Below are 13,842 nucleotides of genomic sequence, written 5' to 3'. Positions count from 1 at the left end.
TCGCACATGGCTGCGGGCCGATCTTCATGAGCAGACACCGCTCTACACGGTCCGTCTAATAGGCTCGCCGTGTAGAGGCTTGTGCTGGCCCTTTCAGAACGCCCTCAGCTTCCTAGCTTTCAGACGAAGGTGTACGAGCAGACCTTGTTGCCCGCCGGATCACGCAGGTAGGCCGCATAGGCACCCGGCAGGTGGCCACGCGGGCCAGGCTGGCCCTCGTCGGTGCCGCCTGCGGCAAGGCCGGCGGCGTGGAAGGCATCCACTTCGGCGGGAGTGGCGGCCGCAAAGCCGACCGTCACGCCGTTGCTCGAAGGCGCTTCACCATTGCCCGGACGGGCGATGATGAAAGCCGGCTTTTCGCGACCGAAAAGCACCCATCCGTTGCCGAAAGGACCGAGGTTCTTGATGCCGAGAGCACCCAGGGCGGCGTCGTAGAACGCGGCCGACTTCTGGACGTCGGCGGCGCCGATGAAGACGTGCGAGAAGATGCCGTCGCCGGAAATGACAGGAGTGGACATGGTTAGTTTCCTTGATGGTTGGTGTTGAATGGATAGTGGGTGATCAGTAGTGGATCACCGTGCGAATCGACTTGCCTTCATGCATCAGGTCGAAGGCGTGGTTGATCTCGTCGAGACCCATGGTGTGGGTGACGAACGGGGCGAGATCGATCTCGCCTTTCATTGCGTCTTCCACCATGCCCGGAAGTTGGGTACGCCCCTTGACCCCGCCGAAAGCAGAGCCCTTCCAAGTCCGGCCGGTGACCAACTGGAACGGACGGGTCGAGATTTCCTTGCCGGCACCGGCGACACCGATGACGATCGACTGGCCCCAGCCACGATGGGCAGCTTCCAGAGCCGAACGCATCACGTTGACGTTGCCGATGCACTCGAAGGTGTGATCGACACCCCAGCCGGTCATCTCGATGAGAACCTCGTGAATCGGCTTGTCGAAGTCCTTCGGATTGAGGCATTCGGTCGCGCCGAAGGTACGAGCCAGCTCGAACTTCGCCGGATTGGTATCGATGGCGATGATGCGGCCCGCTTTGGCCTGGCGTGCACCCTGAATCGCGGCGAGACCGATGCCGCCGAGGCCGAAGATGGCCACCGAGTCGCCCGGCTGCACTTTGGCCGTGTTGTGCACGGCGCCGATGCCGGTGGTCACGCCGCAGCCCAGCAGGCAGACGTGCTCGGGATTGGCGTCCGGGTTGATCTTGGCCAGCGAGACTTCGGCGACGACCGTGTATTCGCTGAAGGTCGAGCAGCCCATGTAGTGGTAAAGCGGCTGACCGTTGTACGAGAAGCGAGTCGTACCATCGGGCATCAGCCCCTTACCCTGGGTTGCACGAACCGCGACACACAGGTTGGTCTTGCCGGACTTGCAGAACAGGCACTCGCCGCACTCGGCGGTATAGAGGGGAATGACGTGATCGCCAGGCTTCACGCTGGTCACACCTTCACCCACCTCCACGACGATACCCGCACCTTCATGACCCAGCACGACCGGGAAGAGACCTTCGGGGTCGTCGCCCGACAGGGTGAAGGCGTCGGTATGGCAAACGCCGGTGTTCGTGATCTTGATGAGCACCTCGCCCTTGCGCGGCGGCTCGACGTCGATCTCGACGATTTCCAGCGGCTTTCCTGGCCCGAAGGCAACTGCTGCACGTGATTTCATGATGTCGCTTCCTTTACTAGCTAACTAAATTTGCCCTCACCGAGGGCACCCTGGTGCCTCTACCGCAGATAGGAGCGGACGATAGAGATGGTCTCGTCAATGGACTTGTTCTGCGAATCGCTCCTGATTTCGCTACTGGGAAACTCTTCCCGCAGATAGCTCTCCAGAACCGTTGCCATCAATCCGTTGACTGCCCCACGAACGGCCGCAAGCTGCTGAAGAATTGCAGGACATTCCGCACCTGCATCAAGCGCTTGCTCAAGAGTCGCTACCTGACCTTTGATGCGCCTGATGCGCGTCAGTGCTTGCTTCTTTTCTTCCGGGCTGTGTGGCATCGAACACCTCTCTACTTGGGTACACCGCCGCATTATACAATACTCCCCCATAGTATATGCGGCCGAACTTCGCCACAAAATCTGTGCTCTTCGAGCACGCTTACAGGCTAGTACAGATTTGTTCCCAAGAAGCGCAAAACATTCAAATTAATGAATATTTCTTGCATGTATCGACAGCATCGGGGCAAGTTCAAAACTGGTCAAACTGGAAAAATCTATGCGCAGATAGACGTGGCCTATCTAAGCCGACTCATCGAACTGAAGCTAACAAGATGAGACCGGCTAGGCGACCTGACGACCCGAATACCGAGCCTTCCGCAGTGCAGGCAACATCTGGCCGTCCCAGTCACGATCGACCGCAACCTGGGCCTGTTCCTGGTTTCGTTCGAGTGCTTCAACGTCAAGATCACCGATCGCCCATGTCTGCGTGCCGCAAGTCGTCGCGAGAATGCCATCATCCGGGAATCCACGATCCATTGGTGCATAGATCGTGGCCTCGCCAGTGTTCGTGTCCAACGCCGGACTCCAGTCAGCAGCTCCGGTCGTCACGGCCTGCGCGATGAACATTCGGTTCTCCAGCGCCCGCGCCATGCAGCCCACACGGACCCGGGTTGCACCTGCTTGGGTGTCGGTACAGCTCGGGACCAGCAGCAGGCGCACTCCCGCCTCTCTCTGGGCTCGCACGGGCAATGGAAACTCACTGTCATAGCAAACAGCGATGCCGGCACGCACACCGTTCAGGTCGAACACCTTGAGTTCGTCGCCACCTTCGATGACGCCGGTGTCCTTCTCGAACCCCGTCAACTGCAGTTTGTCCTGGTAGTCGCGTGTACCGTCAGGCGCAAACCACCAAGCTCGGTTGCGGTAGCGGTCCAAACCAACCTGGGTCAAAAACGTACCGGCCTGAATGGTCATGCACAACTCGCGCGACAGGTCGGCATACAGTGCCAGCCAAGCAGGCTGCAAGGCCTGCAGCGCGGCCAGAGAGGCGTTGAAATCACGGCGGATGCTAGGCTTGAACGTTGCAGCCAGTTCGAGGGATAGATACTCGGGCAACACGGCCAGTTCCGCTCCGCCACGGCGCGCCTCCTCCAGAACCAGTCGCTGCCGCGCAGCAAATGCCTCGAAGTCCGTCGGCTTACCCACTGCATATTTCGCAACTGCTACTTTCACTTCGCGTTCTCCAGAGAGTGCAGCCACATCGTGAGCGTCTGCTCGGTTTCGGTCGGCTCACCCACCTCCTTCCAGGGCAGCGTAACCTTCATGTCCGACTGTCGCACGTAGCCACGACGGGTCCAGAAGGCATCATTACTGCGGTAGTTGGAAGGACGCCGGGGATCGTCGTCTGCTCGATCCACCGACGCGAACGATGTCCACTGCATGCCGCCCAACGAACGGGCATGCGCTTCGCGTTCGTCAAAGAAGCGATGGCCCAGGCCAAGGCCCCGAAAGGCTGGGAGCAGGACTGATTCGCCGCAGTAAAACACTGCCTCCATCGGGATTCCTCGATCGGCGAACGGTACCTGGAAGGCCGGCTCCGTATCGCCGAGCGGCAACCCCGTGGACGCACCCACAACCACGTCATCAGCGAGCACGAGCACCAACAGGCTGTCTGCCGAACGGGCGTACATGGAAAGGTAGTGCTTCTCGTATTCGATGTCGCCCTCGTACAGGTATGGAAAGCTGCGGAAGACCTTCGCCCGCAGATGTGCCACGGTGTCGAACCATTCGGCAATGTCCGGCCCACGACGAACCAGCACCTGCACGTCGCTGGTCATTTCAGGCGTCCCCTCCGACCTGTGCGATCCAGTCGCCGAGGTTGTAGTAGTTGGTGACACGAGCGATCTTGCCATCGCGGATCTCGAAGAACGCGCCACCCGGCAGCACGTAGCGCTGGCCCTGGGCGTCCGGCAGCCCGTCGTCCGTCACCTTGTATTCGCCATGCACCACGTACTCCGCGCCTGCGCGCAGGCCGTCGGCGCTGACCATCACCACGATCCCGCGGAGTTGCTCGCCATAGCAGCGGTCCATGCGCTGCAGGAAGGCGCGGAAGGCTTCGCGACCGACCTCACGAGCGCCCTGGTTCAAATCGTGCGCGACGTCATCGGTCAACATTGACAGCATGGCCTCGCGGTCACCGCGGTTGAAGGCGTCGTAGTAGGCAGTGATGAGAGTCGCAGCGTTCATTCGCGTTCCTTGTTGGGTTGTTCGGAGCGGAGCATTCCGGGGTGCTGTCAGTCTGGGCAACCGCGCCTCCCTTGTATATGGAATTGTTGCGATTTTATAATTCCACCATCTGGAACAATTAACGAGCGGCGAAACCGACCATGAGGCGTGCGTCATGAACAAGGAAATGGAACTACTGCGCATCTTTCGGGTGGCGGCCGAAAGCAGCAGTTTTCGCGATGCAGCCGTCCGGCTGGGGACTTCTCCGCAAGGTGTCACCCGTGCCATCCAGCAACTGGAGCAACACTACGGCGAGGTGTTGTTTCATCGAAGCACGCGCCAGGTGCGCATCACCGCCTTCGGCGAAGGGCTGTTAGACCAGGTGCGCCCGGCATTGGAGCGGTTCGAGGATCTGTGGCGAACGCCTGGCTCCGACCAGCAGGCATCCCTGTCCGGTACGGTTCGCATCACCGCACCGCACAGCTTGGGCACCAGAGCGGTGCTGCCGGCACTGGAGCGCGTGGCCGCGCGTCATCCCGACATCACGCTGGATGTGCGCCTGTCCGATCGCATCAGCAATACGGTTGACGAAGGGATTGACGTCGGAATCAGGGTCGGATTCATGCGTGATAGCCGCTTCGTCGCACGCAAGGCAGCCGACATGAAACTTCCGATCGTTGCCGCTCCGCGCCTGATCAAGAAAGTGGGCGTACCTGAAAACATCGATGCGCTAAGCAGCCTGCCAGCTACCGTGGCCTTGGATATCAATACCGGCCGTCCCTGGCCTTGGCACTTCAAGGCGGGACGCCAGTGGACACCTGCCGCACCCACTCTCGTCGCCGACAATGCCGACATGGAAATGGGAGCGGCGCTGGCCGGGATCGCGTTCGCGCAACTGGCGGACTACATGGCCGCCCCCTACATTGCCAGCGGGAAGCTCGTGCGAGTGTTGGAGAGCGAAGAACCTCCGGCATGGGGGTTGTACGTCTATCGGCCTCAGCGTGGCCCCATTCCGGGAAGGGTTCGAGCGGTATTTGATGAAATGCTGGTCGCCGTTGGATCGTTGCCAGCTTTGCGCTGACACGTCGCAAGACACTGAAAGGCACACGCCCTGGAAAGCGGGGCACTGAGCCTTGGCGGCTCGCCCCTCCGGTTGAATGATGAGCCGACCGTCTGCCCGCTTGCGCCAGGTGCAGATCGGTCGGCCATGCAACCCTATGCCGGCAAACGATTAGATGTAAATGAATTGCCGGTACAAACCATCCAACTGACGACGAATATCTTCGACGCGCTGCTCGTCACCGGTATCGGTAAATTCGAGTAGCTGCTGTTCCTTGGCAGTGATCTGATCGCAAAGGTCGGACAAATTCTCGCAGAAAGCCTCGGAGTGAACGGTGGGCTCCTCCGTATTCGTCTCTTCTCCTGCTAGTTTTCGCACAGACGAGGCCGGAGAAATCCCATTTTCCTCGTTAAAGGCAATTTGAAGCTGCCTGCGCCTATTGGTTTCATCGATCGCCTGTTTCATCGCCGGAGTCACCGCGTCGGCGTACAAGATCGCCTTGCCGTTTTCATTCCGAGCGACTCGACCTATCATCTGAATGAGAGCATGGGCCGAACGCAAGAATCCTGCACGGTCTGCATCGAGAATAGCAACCAATGATGCCTCTGGAATATCCAGCCCTTCGCGCAAAAGACTAATCCCAATCAAAACATCGAACTCTCCTGCGCGCAGGCCATTGATGATCTCAACACGATCCTCCGCTTTTATGTCCGAATGCATGTAGCGCGCTCGAATCCCGTTGTCCGTCAAGAAATCCGTTAGCTCTTCTGCACTGACCTTCGTCAGCGTAGTCACGAGCACGCGATTTTTCTTCTTCACGCACTTCGATATTTCGGCAAGCAGGTCATCTATGTATCCGTCCGCTTTCCGCACCTCAACCTTGGGATCAAGCAGTCCCGTTGGTCTGATAACTTGTTCGACAACCCTGTCTTTCGACACCCTCAGCTCGTAGTCTCCCGGAGTAGCGGAAACAAAGATGGTCTGAGGCTTGACCTTCTCAAATTCACCAAAGTTCAACGGGCGATTGTTCTTAGACGAAGGCAAGCGGAACCCGTAATCTATCAACGTCTCCTTGCGCGCCTGATCCCCCCGGTACATTGCGGATATCTGTGGCACCATGACGTGGGATTCATCGACGAACAGAAGCCCATCTTTCGGCAGGTAATCCAGCAATGTGATCGGAGGCGAGGCCGGGTCCCGTTCGCTGAAGTAGCAGGAATAATTTTCCATGCCCGAACAATAGCCTACCTCGCGCATCATCTCCACGTCATGCGTGATCCGCTCGTACAGCCTGTTTGCCTCGACCAAGCGATTATTCCTGTTCAGCTCGGCAACCCGCTCTTCCATATCAGCGAGTATCTTCTTGGACGCGGAATCTATTTTATTCGTGGGCGGTGCAAAAAGCGTCTTTGGCGAAACCAAGTAATGGTCAATTGCCCCAAGCGTTTTACCTGTAACAGGGTCTAGCCATTGAACAGACGCAACAGAGTCATCCAGCAGTTCCACCCGAACTGCCCTATGCTCGGAATCAGCAGGAAAGATATCGATCACATCACCTTGAGCGCGAAACGTTGCACGTTTGAGAGTGCGCTCAGTGCGATCATATTGCAGCAGAGCCAAACGACGAATCAGCTCTCTCTGGTTTAGTTTGACCCCAGGGGACAGAGCGATCTGCAACGCTCGGTACGCCTCCGGGTCACCCAGGCCGTAGATTGAAGACACCGAAGCGACGACGATCACATCGCGGCGCTCAATCAAGGATTTGGTCGTGGACAGGCGTAGGCGCTCAAGGTGATCGTTGATGGCCGAGTCCTTTGGAATGAAACGATCGGTGCCCGGCATATAAATCTCGGGCTGAAAATAATCGTAGTAGGAAACGAAGTACTCGACAGCATTCTCAGGAAAGAAGTGCTTCATTTCACCATAAAGCTGCGCGGTCAATGTCTTGTTAGGAGCCAAGATCAACGTGGGCCGCTTCAGACGATGAATCACATTGGCCATCGTAAAGGTCTTACCAGAGCCGGTGATACCCTTCAGCGTCTGGTGTGTCGCACCTTCTTCTATGTCCGATAGCAGGCGCGCTATCGCCTCTGGCTGGTCCCCCGCCGGCGTATAGCTGGAGTGCAGAATGAACGTACCGGTTGACATTAGATATCTCCTAATTGAGCTACTTCAATTTGTCCTGATGTATCGGCTATTTCGGAAGACCTATAGCAGTACCAAACTGGGGTGTAAATGACGGCGATCCTGCCACGCCCCACCTGGGCGTAGGCGTCGCCAACATGATAGCCCAACACACGGGCGGGCTTCCCAGTGCATATCCGCCGAGCGCCACGACGTCAGCCAGCGGCCCGTCTGCCAATGCACCTGGAGCTACTCGCCTCGTTCAGCGCCGACATCGAGTCGTGGCGGGCGAGATTGCTCTGTACGCCCCATGTGTGGCGGCGGCTCCCGCCGATGCGCGCCTTTGCCTCTCTCAGCCATCAAGACGAGACGCCGGAGGCGTGGAGCTACGTCACCTGCTAAAGATGCACGATCTCAACATTCGGCCATTTGCCTGCAAGGTACTCGGCCACTAGCCTCCGATGGCAGTGATGGGGCTTGTCTTCGCTGCAAAGCAGGCAACTGTTATCAATCTTTTCTTTATCGATTGACTCAATCTTTCGGGACGACATTAAATCCAGAAACTTCCTCGCGTAGATATCCCAATCTCCCCCTTTTATTTTATATGCCTCGAACATGTCCTTGGTTGGAGCAAGTGCTGGCAGGTGCTCATATTCCATCCCACACAACGCCTCGGAAAAATACCGAAGATCCTCGCGCTTTGCGAAGCCGGCCAATTGCGAAACATTATTCAGACGAACATCGACTAGGCGTTTGGCACCAGAATCACCTAATTTGGTGAAGAAGGATCGCGCGGAGGTCTTAGTGAATCCAATCGTGAATATCTTCATCTGCCTTACTCCACTCGTTCCTTCATCCATAAATGGCTGTTATTGATCTGCCGCCAGGTACGCCCGTCAATCGCAGCCAAGGAAACGCCGGGGGCATGGCGTACTAGCTACTCCACAACGGCCACGGCAGGCTCCATTCTCTGGCCGCTTCAACGACTCGCGGCCACGACCCGAGCAGCTCAAGAGCTTAGCACCGCCTTTTGCGGTTGCGTGCTTCACCACTCCCGCTTCTTCCCTTCCAGAACGCGCCAACTGCTAAGCTACATGAGGACGACTCGCCCTACAGCGCGAAGCACCTGTGTTCGCGCTATTGGCTGTCCCGTGCGTTGTGGTGCTGGCCGCCGATGACGAGCCGAGCCTACTGAATGGGCACTGCGCACAACAGCCTTTCATGCGTGCCACCTGCGTGATCAAGGTTGAACGCAGATCGAAGCGTGCACAGGTTTTTTCATAAAAGTATAAAATTCAATCAACTCTATCAGAAGAAAATCTATGATCGTAAGAAACTTTGAATACTTGCTTGCTTTGCACCGTGAAGGCCATTTTGGCAACGCGGCAAAAAGCTGCAATGTTTCTCAGCCGACACTCTCCGCGGGCATCAAGCAATTGGAGGAAGACATGGGTGTCGAGATCGTGCGTCATGGCCGACGCTACGACGGGCTCACTTCTGAAGGAATGCGCGTACTGTCTTGGGCTCAGCAGATGTATGACGACTGCAAAGGACTGGAGCGAGAAATCTCCGCACTACGGCGGGGTATAGAGGGGAAATTCCGGCTAGGGATACTCCCAGGAACTGCCGGCGTAGCACCCACATTAAGCATCGCCCTTGCCGAAAAAACACCTTTACTTCAACAATCAATTCTGGTCTCCGGCGCTTCTTCCCTGCTGCAGGCGATTCGAGAAAACAATCTGGATATCGCACTCATGCATTTGGAGGATATTCCAGGGGAAGACTTCGATACTCACCTTCTGTACCGTGAACGCATTTTCCTTTTTCACGCCGCTAGAACACAGCAACCCCGAAGCACAACGTGGGACCATGTTCTTAATAGACAACTGTGCCTGCTGAACTCGGCAGTACCTGAATCCATTCAAGATAGACTGACGCAATGTACCGCACAGACTATTCGCACTGATTCAATTGACGTGCTATCGGCACACGTGGCGACAGGAAAATATTCGGCAGTTCTTCCGCAATCTCTCGCCGGCCAACTCGCACACATTCCGAATCTCCACGCAATCGGTATCAGTGGACCAATGTCACACTCAAATGTCGGATTCGTTGCTGGGAAAAATGCGTTCGAGGCACCGTCATCGCACGCATTGCTCGAAATGGTGCACACCCCAGAACTGGCCGCCGCTCTTCAATCCGTTATATCGATCCATCGTCGGTTCCAGCCCAAAGCAGACTCATCCCAAAGCCCCTTGAAATAGCGAGTCTCGAAGAGCAACGCTGTATTGCTTCAACCAGGCAAAGATGGCAGGCACGCCGTGTGCGCCGCTAACAGGCGCCACGTGCTGAGCAACCCATCGAAGGCCACCAGGTCTAGGGGCAACACGGGCGACAGGAGTACCTGCTGCATGCGGCCTCCTCATGTCTCGCTGGGTCAAGCTGACTATTCCTAGATCAAGCTAGGAGGCGCGATGTAGTGATGATCGTTGTCCTCTCCCAGCTAGGAGACGAGCACGGCTCGACGAGCCCGTGTAGATAGATCGTGTCTATCTGCACATAGATTATTCCAGTTTGACCACTTCTGAGCTTGATCCGATGCTGTCAAGACCGCAGAAGGAGACGCGGCCAACGGCTAGGCAGTACCACGATCGTTCTTCTTGACAGCGGTAAGTCTCGTTTCCCACTTCGATTTAGAAGATGGAAACATTAACGCACAGAGGTGACGAAATGACTCCGACCGGTAACCGAATCGTGACTTTCGAGAAGCCCTTGGAAATGAAGGTCAACACCTTCAAATTTCCAGAGCTGATAACCCCTCAAGGGAAAAGTGCACCCCACGGCGCTATCCTCAAAATAGTTACCACAAATATCTGTGGCAGCGACCTTCACATTTATCGCGGTTCGTTTGCTGTTCCCAAGGGAATGACCATGGGCCATGAAATGACCGGCGAAGTGATCGAAGTGGGATCAGACGTCGAAGTCGTGAAGAAGGGCGACATCGTTTCCGTCCCCTTCAATGTGGGTTGTGGGCGTTGCTACAACTGCAAGCATATGCGCTCCGATGTATGCGAGAACACCAACCCCGAAATCGACTGCGGAGCCTACGGGTTCAACCTCGGTGGCTGGACGGGGGGCCAAGGTGATTATCTCTTCGTACCGTATGCGGATTTCAATCTCCTGCGCTTTCCTGACAAGGATGCCGCCATGGAAAAGATCCGCGACCTGACCCTTCTCTCTGACGTACTACCCACAGCTTTCCATGGGTTCGCTGGCCCTGATTGGCCAGCCGCACCGGCCTACGTCGTCGGCGAAAACATCCTGATCTTCGGTGCCGGGCCGGTCGGCAGAGCGGGTGCCGCCTGCGCCAGACTTCTGGGTGCAGGCGCCATCATCGTTGCCGATTACATTCAAGAGCGGCTGGACCTTCTCAAGCCACACGGCGTGGAAACCATCAACCTTTCCGACGGCGTGCCGATCGAGGAACATCTCGAACGCATTACCGGGCACAGGGAGGTGGATCGCGTCATCGACTATGTTGGTGTGGACTGCCGCGGGTTTGGCGCGGAGGCTGACAAGATCGTGGAGAGCGCTGTTACCAACGCAATGCTCAAATATGTCCGCTTCGGCGGAATGACCAGCACGGTCGGTGTGTACTGCGCAAACCCGATCTCGAAAGACCCGAAAGCCAAGAAAGGCCATATGGATCTGGAATGGTCCAACGCCTGGATCAAGTCGCCGCGAATGTCGGCTGGTCAATCCCCGACGGCCAATTACAACCACGCGTTAATGCGGGCGATACTGAACGATCGCATGCCTTACCTTTCGCCGATGATGAACACTAAGTTCATCAAGCTCGAAGACGCGCCCGCCGCGTACAAAGAGTTCGACGCGGGTTCTGCATACAAGTACGTCATCGACCCGCATGGTTCAGTGCGGCAGTAAGTATCCGGCGCGGGCTACGCATCAGGATGTCTCACACTTTCTGGTGAGAGACATTCTGGCTCCTCTAGTCTCCGGCCAGCAACTGAAGCCGGCGAATATTTTCGCCGGCATTTGTCTGCTGCCCCAAGGCGTTGTGATTTTGACGGGGTGCTTGCCTTGGCTCGGGCCAGGAGCAGAACCTCAGCAATCCGCAGGTGATGATCAACCGCAGGCGTGTTCGAGCGCCTGGTTCGCAATCGGTCAAGGGTCGGACGGAGAAGATGCGCGGCATCCATTGATGTGCGTGGCTGAACATAGCCTTCGCCTGATCCTGACCACCCCACGGACTTGATCAGTCTCGCCTGGTGTTGTGCCGGCCTCGGGCCATCGCACGATCAGCCCAGCCCTGGCTCATTTAGCCAGAAGTTTCCAAAGACGTGGCCGAACTCGCCGCCGCCGAAATGGCAGTCACTTCTATAGGGAGATAGCACAGTGTTGGATAAGTCGGAACGGGAGGGTGGCCTATGGAGCTGCGCCATCTTCGCTGCTTCGTAGTTCTTGCTGAGGAGCTACATTTCACGCGGGCGGCTGAGCGCTTGCATATCGAACAACCACCGCTATCACGAGCCATCAAGGAACTTGAGGACGAGTTGGGCGTAGTGCTCTTCGACCGAAACCGACGAGGAACAGTTCTGACGGCGGCGGGTGCGGTCTTCTTGCAAGATGTACGCCGTCTATTCACTGTGCTGGAACAGGCTCGTGAAAATGCCAAGGCTGTGGCATCGGGCTTGCGCGGTAGCCTGCGCATCGCAGTATCAGATGGAGCTATCGATCCACGACTGTCGGCATTTCTGGCTCGTTGTCGCGCCGAGGAGCCGGAGATCGAAATACGCTTGTCAGAAGTGCCTCTGGCAGAGCAAGTGCGCGGTTTGCGCTCGGGCGACTTCATGATCGGGTTCGCGCACACGGCCGATGTCGGCGACGGTATCGCTGCCGAGGCAATCTGGCACGACCCGCTGGTGATTGCTGTGCCAGCTCGGCACTCATTGCTCACCTACAAGGAGGTGCCACTTCAAGAACTCCAAGGCCATCCACTTGTCCTGTGCGACCCGCAGGTATGCGAGGGTTATTGCCGCGAACTCAAGCGGCTGCTCAACACGTTGGAGCACAAGCTGAATGTTGTCGAGGAAGTATCCTCACTGGACATGATGCTCACCTTGGTCGGCGCCGGCTACGGCATCGGCTTCATGACGGCGACCAAGATTCCCATCTCTCAACGGCCGGATGTGGTGATCCGCCCCTTGGCGATGGATTCTGCCGTGATCACGACCTACCTGCTTCGGCCCGACGGCAGCAATTTATCGGCTTCGGTAGAGCGATTTGTCGTTCGCCTACGCGACTCATCGGACGGTTGACGGAGCCTGGCAAGCCAGACACTCAGGGATCGGTGTCGGCACGCAGATTGCGTTCGGTCGCCGTCATCAGGTCAGCCGCGCTTATTCCGAGTGCCGTAGAAATTTTCAGTATGAGCGGAAGCGTGGGCACGTGCTCACCACGCTCGATCTTACCCATGTGAGAACGCGAAATGCTTGCCCGAGATGCGAACTCGTCTTGCGCGACTCCTTGAGCGACGCGCGCAGCGCGCACGGCCTGTCCGAAGGCTAACGCCGACTCGGATTCATACGTCGATGTGCCAGAAGGACGGCCTGGCTGAATTGTTGATTTCTGCATTAGCAGAAGCGTCAAACAATCTGCCACAATTAACCACGTTAAAGATAACGACGTTAAACTTCACTCTTTACTGCGACGCTGGTTTGCCTTTCTGGACAGATCGCTTATTGGGGGCCCTCATGCATGACGCCACCAGCCAGTTTTCCCATTTCAGGCTTGCTATCGCACCTGGAGTGCCATCCTCTTGCCTCATAACGCTTCTTGCCCTTCAGCGCGCAGAGGAGCCTGAAGTCACCATCGCGTTCTTTGAGACCTCGGGCGACGACCTGATGACGGGCCTTGAGGAAGGCCGCTACGACGCCGGAATCTCGCTTCGGAACGCTGGTGCTCCAGCCGTGAAAAGCCAGCCGCTCTGGGTCGAGAACGTGGCCGTTGCAATGCCGCTGGGGTCCCCCTTACTTGCCCAGGCGAAGATCACGCTTGCCGAGCTTCTGGACTATCCGGTGTTTCGCTGGCCGGCGGAGGCATGCCTACTGCTCGATCAGCGACTGTCTTCCCTTCCGTTGAGCCAACAGAGCGTGCAGCATGTGACTTCGTTCGAGATGATGGCGCTTTGGGTCACCGCTGGCTACGGTGTGGGGCTCTCGGCGCAATCGCGCATGGAGCGTGCCCATGCGTGGGGGATCACTATGCGACCGCTTTCAGACGGCCCCTACGAGATCGTGACATACCTGCAGCGGCCCCACGGACGAGCCAATGCTGTTTCTGAGCGGTTCGAGCACAGGGCAATGCTGGTTGCCAGGGATAGGGCGGCTTGCTCGAATATCCCATAGCCCGCTCTCGCCGAGGCTGCGTTCGGGTAATTACCGCGGCACGCACCTGTTAGCGCGC

14 protein-coding genes are annotated in these 13,842 nt (G+C 57.3%); 5 read left to right on the top strand and 9 right to left on the bottom strand.

All coding sequences use genetic code 11. From position 1 onward, the window contains the following. Positions 1 to 119: 119 nt before the first annotated feature. The 6 genes from ACYVDM_RS05025 to ACYVDM_RS05000 form a co-directional block, all read right to left on the bottom strand. Positions 120 to 518 (bottom strand): VOC family protein, encoded by a 399-nt coding sequence (locus tag ACYVDM_RS05025; RefSeq protein ID WP_009459624.1) that lies wholly within the window; start codon positions 516 to 518, stop codon positions 120 to 122. Positions 519 to 561: 43 nt separating this feature from the next. Continuing rightward, entirely contained in the window at positions 562 to 1,671 is a 1,110-nt protein-coding gene (locus tag ACYVDM_RS05020) for an S-(hydroxymethyl)glutathione dehydrogenase/class III alcohol dehydrogenase (RefSeq protein ID WP_011871467.1), read from the bottom strand. A 59-nt stretch (positions 1,672 to 1,730) separates the two neighbouring features. Beyond that, positions 1,731 to 2,006 carry a formaldehyde-responsive transcriptional repressor FrmR gene (gene frmR, locus ACYVDM_RS05015; protein ID WP_007182548.1) on the bottom strand — a complete coding sequence of 92 codons (276 nt, stop codon included), beginning with the start codon at positions 2,004 to 2,006 and terminating at the stop codon, positions 1,731 to 1,733. Between the two features lie 282 nt (positions 2,007 to 2,288). Next, the gene (locus ACYVDM_RS05010; protein ID WP_009459621.1) at positions 2,289 to 3,179 is read right to left on the bottom strand and encodes a carbon-nitrogen hydrolase family protein; all 891 of its coding nucleotides are present in this window, start codon (positions 3,177 to 3,179) and stop codon (positions 2,289 to 2,291) included. Beyond that, a complete protein-coding gene (locus tag ACYVDM_RS05005) occupies positions 3,176 to 3,784 on the bottom strand; it encodes a GNAT family acetyltransferase (RefSeq protein ID WP_009459619.1) in 609 nt (202 codons plus the stop codon). The genes ACYVDM_RS05010 and ACYVDM_RS05005 overlap by 4 nt, the downstream gene beginning before the upstream one ends. A 1-nt stretch (position 3,785) precedes the next feature. Then, positions 3,786 to 4,193, bottom strand: a complete 408-nt coding sequence (locus ACYVDM_RS05000) for a ketosteroid isomerase-related protein (RefSeq protein WP_009459611.1) — start codon at positions 4,191 to 4,193, stop codon at positions 3,786 to 3,788. A 154-nt stretch (positions 4,194 to 4,347) separates the two neighbouring features. Here ACYVDM_RS05000 and ACYVDM_RS04995 point away from each other — a divergent pair, with 154 nt between their 5' ends. Next, positions 4,348 to 5,253 carry a LysR family transcriptional regulator gene (locus ACYVDM_RS04995; RefSeq protein WP_009459605.1) on the top strand — a complete coding sequence of 302 codons (906 nt, stop codon included), beginning with the start codon at positions 4,348 to 4,350 and terminating at the stop codon, positions 5,251 to 5,253. Positions 5,254 to 5,403: 150 nt separating this feature from the next. On the opposite strand, the gene uvrB is transcribed toward ACYVDM_RS04995, so the two are convergent. Both uvrB and ACYVDM_RS04985 read right to left on the bottom strand, forming a co-directional pair. After that, on the bottom strand, positions 5,404 to 7,380 hold the full coding sequence (uvrB, locus tag ACYVDM_RS04990; RefSeq protein ID WP_009459603.1) for an excinuclease ABC subunit UvrB: 1,977 nt from the start codon (positions 7,378 to 7,380) through the stop codon (positions 5,404 to 5,406). A 374-nt stretch (positions 7,381 to 7,754) separates the two neighbouring features. After that, positions 7,755 to 8,216, bottom strand: a complete 462-nt coding sequence (locus ACYVDM_RS04985; RefSeq protein WP_235484278.1) for a DUF488 domain-containing protein — start codon at positions 8,214 to 8,216, stop codon at positions 7,755 to 7,757. Between the two features lie 462 nt (positions 8,217 to 8,678). Between ACYVDM_RS04985 and ACYVDM_RS04980 the strand changes: the two genes are divergently transcribed. The 3 genes from ACYVDM_RS04980 to ACYVDM_RS04970 all read left to right on the top strand — a co-directional run bounded on the left by ACYVDM_RS04980 (position 8,679) and on the right by ACYVDM_RS04970 (position 12,695). Then, complete coding sequence (locus ACYVDM_RS04980) at positions 8,679 to 9,620, top strand: LysR family transcriptional regulator (protein ID WP_009459599.1); 942 nt, start codon at positions 8,679 to 8,681, stop codon at positions 9,618 to 9,620. Between the two features lie 466 nt (positions 9,621 to 10,086). Then, the gene (locus ACYVDM_RS04975) at positions 10,087 to 11,301 is read left to right on the top strand and encodes a glutathione-independent formaldehyde dehydrogenase (RefSeq protein ID WP_009459598.1); all 1,215 of its coding nucleotides are present in this window, start codon (positions 10,087 to 10,089) and stop codon (positions 11,299 to 11,301) included. Positions 11,302 to 11,804: 503 nt separating this feature from the next. Next, positions 11,805 to 12,695: a LysR family transcriptional regulator gene (locus tag ACYVDM_RS04970; RefSeq protein ID WP_019726376.1), complete on the top strand. Its 891-nt coding sequence runs from the start codon at positions 11,805 to 11,807 to the stop codon at positions 12,693 to 12,695. A gap of 22 nt (positions 12,696 to 12,717) precedes the next feature. Here ACYVDM_RS04970 and ACYVDM_RS04965 read toward each other — a convergent pair whose 3' ends face one another. Next, on the bottom strand, positions 12,718 to 13,011 hold the full coding sequence (locus ACYVDM_RS04965) for a helix-turn-helix domain-containing protein (protein WP_009459591.1): 294 nt from the start codon (positions 13,009 to 13,011) through the stop codon (positions 12,718 to 12,720). Here ACYVDM_RS04965 and ACYVDM_RS04960 point away from each other — a divergent pair. Then, the gene (locus ACYVDM_RS04960; protein ID WP_023095485.1) at positions 12,969 to 13,784 is read left to right on the top strand and encodes a substrate-binding domain-containing protein; all 816 of its coding nucleotides are present in this window, start codon (positions 12,969 to 12,971) and stop codon (positions 13,782 to 13,784) included. The genes ACYVDM_RS04965 and ACYVDM_RS04960 overlap by 43 nt on opposite strands. Positions 13,785 to 13,842 lie beyond the last annotated feature (58 nt).

The organism is Bordetella tumulicola, from assembly GCF_054779135.1.
Note: the sequence above shows the minus strand (reverse complement) of the source record. Positions and strands in the feature narration are given on the sequence as shown.

What these genes read in the sequence shown, in the direction of transcription:
- ACYVDM_RS05000 (WP_009459611.1), bottom strand. Translation starts at nt 4,193, where the DNA reads ATGAACGCTGCGACTCTCATCACTGCCTACTACGACGCCTTCAACCGC.
- ACYVDM_RS04985 (WP_235484278.1), bottom strand. Translation starts at nt 8,216, where the DNA reads ATGGATGAAGGAACGAGTGGAGTAAGGCAGATGAAGATATTCACGATT.
- ACYVDM_RS05025 (WP_009459624.1), bottom strand. Translation starts at nt 518, where the DNA reads ATGTCCACTCCTGTCATTTCCGGCGACGGCATCTTCTCGCACGTCTTC.
- ACYVDM_RS04975 (WP_009459598.1), top strand. Translation starts at nt 10,087, where the DNA reads ATGACTCCGACCGGTAACCGAATCGTGACTTTCGAGAAGCCCTTGGAA.
- ACYVDM_RS04965 (WP_009459591.1), bottom strand. Translation starts at nt 13,011, where the DNA reads ATGCAGAAATCAACAATTCAGCCAGGCCGTCCTTCTGGCACATCGACG.
- ACYVDM_RS04995 (WP_009459605.1), top strand. Translation starts at nt 4,348, where the DNA reads ATGAACAAGGAAATGGAACTACTGCGCATCTTTCGGGTGGCGGCCGAA.
- ACYVDM_RS04980 (WP_009459599.1), top strand. Translation starts at nt 8,679, where the DNA reads ATGATCGTAAGAAACTTTGAATACTTGCTTGCTTTGCACCGTGAAGGC.
- ACYVDM_RS04960 (WP_023095485.1), top strand. Translation starts at nt 12,969, where the DNA reads ATGTGCCAGAAGGACGGCCTGGCTGAATTGTTGATTTCTGCATTAGCA.
- ACYVDM_RS05005 (WP_009459619.1), bottom strand. Translation starts at nt 3,784, where the DNA reads ATGACCAGCGACGTGCAGGTGCTGGTTCGTCGTGGGCCGGACATTGCC.
- uvrB (WP_009459603.1), bottom strand. Translation starts at nt 7,380, where the DNA reads ATGTCAACCGGTACGTTCATTCTGCACTCCAGCTATACGCCGGCGGGG.
- ACYVDM_RS04970 (WP_019726376.1), top strand. Translation starts at nt 11,805, where the DNA reads ATGGAGCTGCGCCATCTTCGCTGCTTCGTAGTTCTTGCTGAGGAGCTA.
- ACYVDM_RS05020 (WP_011871467.1), bottom strand. Translation starts at nt 1,671, where the DNA reads ATGAAATCACGTGCAGCAGTTGCCTTCGGGCCAGGAAAGCCGCTGGAA.
- frmR (WP_007182548.1), bottom strand. Translation starts at nt 2,006, where the DNA reads ATGCCACACAGCCCGGAAGAAAAGAAGCAAGCACTGACGCGCATCAGG.